The 3911-nt window shown below is 71.6% G+C and carries 3 protein-coding genes and 3 pseudogenes; 1 reads left to right on the forward strand and 5 read right to left on the reverse strand.

Annotated elements, in window-relative coordinates; all coding sequences use genetic code 11:
• A pseudogene (locus ASJ79_RS31305) lies at positions 1-127 on the forward strand (class I SAM-dependent methyltransferase); the annotation flags it as partial.
• On the opposite strand, the pseudogene menD reads toward ASJ79_RS31305, so the two are convergent.
• From menD to ASJ79_RS20170, 5 genes and pseudogenes are all read right to left on the reverse strand, one after another.
• Positions 112-1068, reverse strand: a pseudogene (gene menD, locus ASJ79_RS20150) (2-succinyl-5-enolpyruvyl-6-hydroxy-3-cyclohexene-1-carboxylic-acid synthase); the annotation flags it as partial. The pseudogenes ASJ79_RS31305 and menD sit on opposite strands and share 16 nt — an antisense overlap.
• 2 nt (positions 1069-1070) lie before the next feature.
• Complete coding sequence (locus ASJ79_RS20155; RefSeq protein ID WP_067959017.1) at positions 1071-1853, reverse strand: alpha/beta fold hydrolase; 783 nt, start codon at positions 1851-1853, stop codon at positions 1071-1073.
• Between the two features lie 10 nt (positions 1854-1863).
• Positions 1864-2616 carry a DJ-1/PfpI family protein gene (locus ASJ79_RS20160; protein ID WP_067959019.1) on the reverse strand — a complete coding sequence of 251 codons (753 nt, stop codon included), beginning with the start codon at positions 2614-2616 and terminating at the stop codon, positions 1864-1866.
• Positions 2617-2634: 18 nt separating this feature from the next.
• Positions 2635-3600: a GlxA family transcriptional regulator gene (locus ASJ79_RS20165; protein WP_067959024.1), complete on the reverse strand. Its 966-nt coding sequence runs from the start codon at positions 3598-3600 to the stop codon at positions 2635-2637.
• A gap of 53 nt (positions 3601-3653) precedes the next feature.
• Positions 3654-3911, reverse strand: a pseudogene (locus ASJ79_RS20170) (hypothetical protein); the annotation flags it as partial.

Here is a 3911-nt window from a genome sequence, read left to right on the forward strand (position 1 = left end):
GCCGAAGGTGGCCGGGGACGCGACGCGGCTACCGTTCGCCGACGAGTCCTTCGACGCGGTGACGATCAGCTTCGGCCTGCGCAATGTCGTCGACCATACGGCTGGGCTGCGGGAGATGGCGCGGGTGCCAGTGGCCTGGGAATTGCCCGACACGTCGGGCCAGCGCGGCCCGGTGGTGAGCGCGAAGACCGGGACGGCCGGGTCGGCCAGCAGCGCCGACACCGGGCGGTGCAGTGTGGGCCGACCCAGCATGATGACCTGTTTGGGGCGAATCAGCCTCAGCGCCAACGGATGCAGCGGATTCTGCGCGTACGGCGCCGTCGGCTCGGCGACCGTCGGCAGATGGGCGAGGTTCGGGTGCACGCCGGCGCCGTGCCCGGCGATGACCACGGTGTCCGGGGTGAGATCGATGTCCAGCGGCTGGTCGAACGTGACCGGCGGGGTGTATGTCCACGGCCTGCCGTCGGGACGGCCCTCCGGCGCGTAGGGCACCGCGGGCTCCTGCGCGTCGGGCACCAGCGGTTCGCGCAGCGGGATGTCGAACTGCACCGGGCCTGCGTTCGCCGAACGAGAACCCGTGGCGGCGACCAGCACTCGGCAGGTCGCCGACCGCCACTGGGCGTTCAGCGAGTCCATGTCGCCGGTCTCCTCGGCCAGCCCGAGGCTGATGTTGGCGCGCACCTGGGTGCCGAAGTAACCCAGCTGCTCGAAGGTCTGGTTGGCCCCGGTGCCGAGCAGCTCGTAGGGCCGGTTCGCCGACAGCACGATCAGCGGCACCCGGGCGTAGTTCGCCTCCACCACCGCCGGGCCGAGGTTGGCGACCGCGGTGCCCGACGTCATCGCCACACACACCGGGGCCCGCTCGGCCACCGCCAGCCCGATCGCCAGGAAACCTGCCGTGCGCTCGTCGATGCGCACGTGCAGACGCAGCCGGCCGGCCCGGTCGGCGTCATGCAGCGCGAACGCCAGCGGCGCGTTGCGCGAGCCCGGGCACAGCACAACGTCGCGGACGCCGCCGCGGATCAGTTCGTCGACGACCACCCGGGCCTGCGCCGTCGAGGGGTTCACCACTACAGGGTATCGGCGAAGAAATTGAGGATCGCAGTGTTCACGACCTGGGGCTTCTCGATGAAGCCGAGGTGGCCGGTGCCCGGGATCTCCAGGAACTGCCCGTTGGGCAGCGCGTTGGCGACCTCGCGACCGAGGTAGGACGGCAGCACCACATCGTCGGCGAACCCGATCACCAGGGCCGGGGTGGCGACGTTCTGGTAGGCCGACAACCGGCTGCCCTGCGGCGCGATGTCCAAGTGCGTGCGGATGCCGGGTGTCGGCTTCTGCGGCCACATGGTGAACATGTCGATCCAGTCCCGGACGGCGTTGTCGTCGTTCAGGGTCTTCGGCGAAAAGCTCTCCAGCAGGCGCACTTTCGCCTCGAACTCGACGGGCAGCTGAACACCGGATTCGGCCAGCGCGCGCTCGCCCTGCCAGAAGAAGTCGCGGGTGCGGTCGTGGCGGCCGCGGGTGGCCATCAGCACCGCGGAGCGGACCAGTTCGGGGCGGGCCACCATCAGCTCCTGGGCGATGAAGGACCCCATCGAGACCGCGACGATCCGGACCGGGGCGAGCCCGAGCTGCTCGATCAGCGCGGCGGTGTCACCGACCATCGTCTCGGTGGTGAAGCCGGACGCGTTCTCTGTCGCGCCGACGCCGCGGTTGTCGAACGTCACACAGCGGTATCCGGCGCGGGTGAAGACGGGCACCTGATGCAGATGCCAGGTGCGCCCGGCGCCGCCACGGCCCGCGATGAACAGCACCGGCTCCCCCGAGCCGCGATCGTCGTATGCCAGATTCACCCCGCAGACGCTACTGGAGCGAATCGGGCGCGCTGACGCACCCTGAGTGTCGCCTTCCGCGCCGGATTCGCTTGAGTGCGGCGTCCCAGAGCAGGCCGGTCGAGGCGGCCAGCGCGGCGGGCCTGGCCATCTCCCTGCCCATCAGCGCGGTGGCCAGTGCCTTCGTCGACGCCGACGCCTTGGACATGTGCCCGGAGTCGAACGGCGGCTGCGGGTCGTACTCCATCGACAGCTGGATGGCCTTGGCCTTGGCGTCACCCGCGATGCGGCCGGCCAGCCAGAGCCCCAGGTCGATGCCGGCGGACACCCCGGCCGCGGTGATGGTCTTGGCGTCGGCCTCCACGATGCGCTGATCGCCGACCGGATGTGCGCCGAGGGTCTTGAGCACCGGCAGCGCCGCCCAGTGCGACGTGGCCGGTTTGCCGTCCAGCACGCCGGCGGCGGCCAGGATCACCGACCCCGAGCACACCGACGTCGTCCACGTCGACGTCCGGTGCGCCCGCCGCACCCAGTCGAGCACCTTCTCGTCGCGCGCGTGCTCCATCGTGCTGAACCCGCCCGGGATCAGGATGACGTCGGGCGACGGCGTCTCGTCGAGGCTGTGCGTGGCGCCGACGAGCAGCACGTGCGAATCGGCGGCGATCGGCCCCGGTTCATTCCAGACGAACCTGACGTCCGCGCCGGGCAGCCAGCGGATGCTCTCGTAGGGTCCGATGAAGTCCAGCGCGGTGAACCCCGGGTACAACATGATGGCGACCTGCATGGTGAGCTCCTCTGCGTTTCAGGCGAATGTTCTGCGGTACTGGTCGGGCGACACACCCAGGCGGCGAACGAAGTTGCGGCGCAACGTCTCCGCCGAACCGAAGCCACAGCGGGCGGCGATCACCGTGACGGTGTCGTCGGTCTCCTCGAGCTGGCGACGCGCCGCCTCGGTGCGGACCCGTTCGACGTAGGCGCCGGGCGCCTCGCCGACCTCGTCGGTGAAGACCCGGGTGAAGTGGCGCGGGCTCATAGCGGCGCGCCGCGCCAGTTCCGGGATGCTGTGTGCGGCACCGGGTTCGGCCTCGATGGCCTCCTGGACGTCCCGGATCGGGGTGCGACGGGCGCGCGGCATCCACACCGGCGCGGCGAACTGGGTCTGGCCGCCCGGCCGGCGCAGGTACATGACCAGGTAGCGGGCGATGGCCTGCGCGGCCTCGGTGCCGTGATCGTCCTCGACCAGCGACAGCGCGAGGTCGATGCCGGCGGTGACGCCCGCGGCGGTCCACACCTTCTCCGAACTGCGCACGAAGATGGGGTCGGCATCGACTGTCACCGCCGGGAATTCATCGGCCATGTGCGACGCGGACGCCCAGTGCGTGGTGGCCACACAGCCGTCGAGCAGCCCCGCCTGCGCGGCCAGCAGGGCGCCGTTGCACACGCTGACCACCCGTCGGGCGTTCGGTGCGACGGCCGCGACCCAGTCGATCAGCGCGTGGTCGCGGCGGGCGGTGTCGACGCCCCAGCCGCCCGGCAGCACGACGGTGTCGACCGCCGCGTGCGGGTCGGGTAGCGGCTCGGCGGCCAGGGTCAGGCCGGTGCCGGTGCTGATCGGCGCACCGTCGACGGACACGACGTGCACGGCGTACCCGTCCCCGGCGCCCTGCCCGGTGACGTACAGCGAGGCGCCGGTGAACACGTCGAACGGCCCGACGAGGTCGAGTGCCTGCACGCCGGGGAACCCGACGATGAGCACGGTGCGCAGCATGCCCACAGTCTCGGCGAGCGCCGACATGGCGTCCAGGCCATGCACCCCACAGATCAGGACAGCAGCGGGAAGCACTCCCGGACGCGGTCGATCCACCACTGCCTGCGGTCGGGAGGCGCGGCCAGGGCGGCGACGCGGTCGGGGTCGGCGGTGACGGTCCGCGCGGGTAGGTAGCCGTCGACCGGGACGACGGGGGCGGCGACGTCCTCGACGGACAGCCCGCCGGGGCTATCCTGGTCTGGGGGGGGCATGGCCTGGGCGGCATGTCGGCGGTCGCCGGGACTGGGGGGCTGCGGCGCACGCGGCGCATC

Origin of the sequence: Mycobacterium sp. NAZ190054, assembly GCF_001545925.1 — a bacterium.
In the GTDB taxonomy this organism is placed as follows: domain Bacteria; phylum Actinomycetota; class Actinomycetes; order Mycobacteriales; family Mycobacteriaceae; genus Mycobacterium.

What these genes read in the sequence shown, in the direction of transcription:
- ASJ79_RS20165 (WP_067959024.1), bottom strand. Translation starts at nt 3,600, where the DNA reads ATGCTGCGCACCGTGCTCATCGTCGGGTTCCCCGGCGTGCAGGCACTC.
- ASJ79_RS20160 (WP_067959019.1), bottom strand. Translation starts at nt 2,616, where the DNA reads ATGCAGGTCGCCATCATGTTGTACCCGGGGTTCACCGCGCTGGACTTC.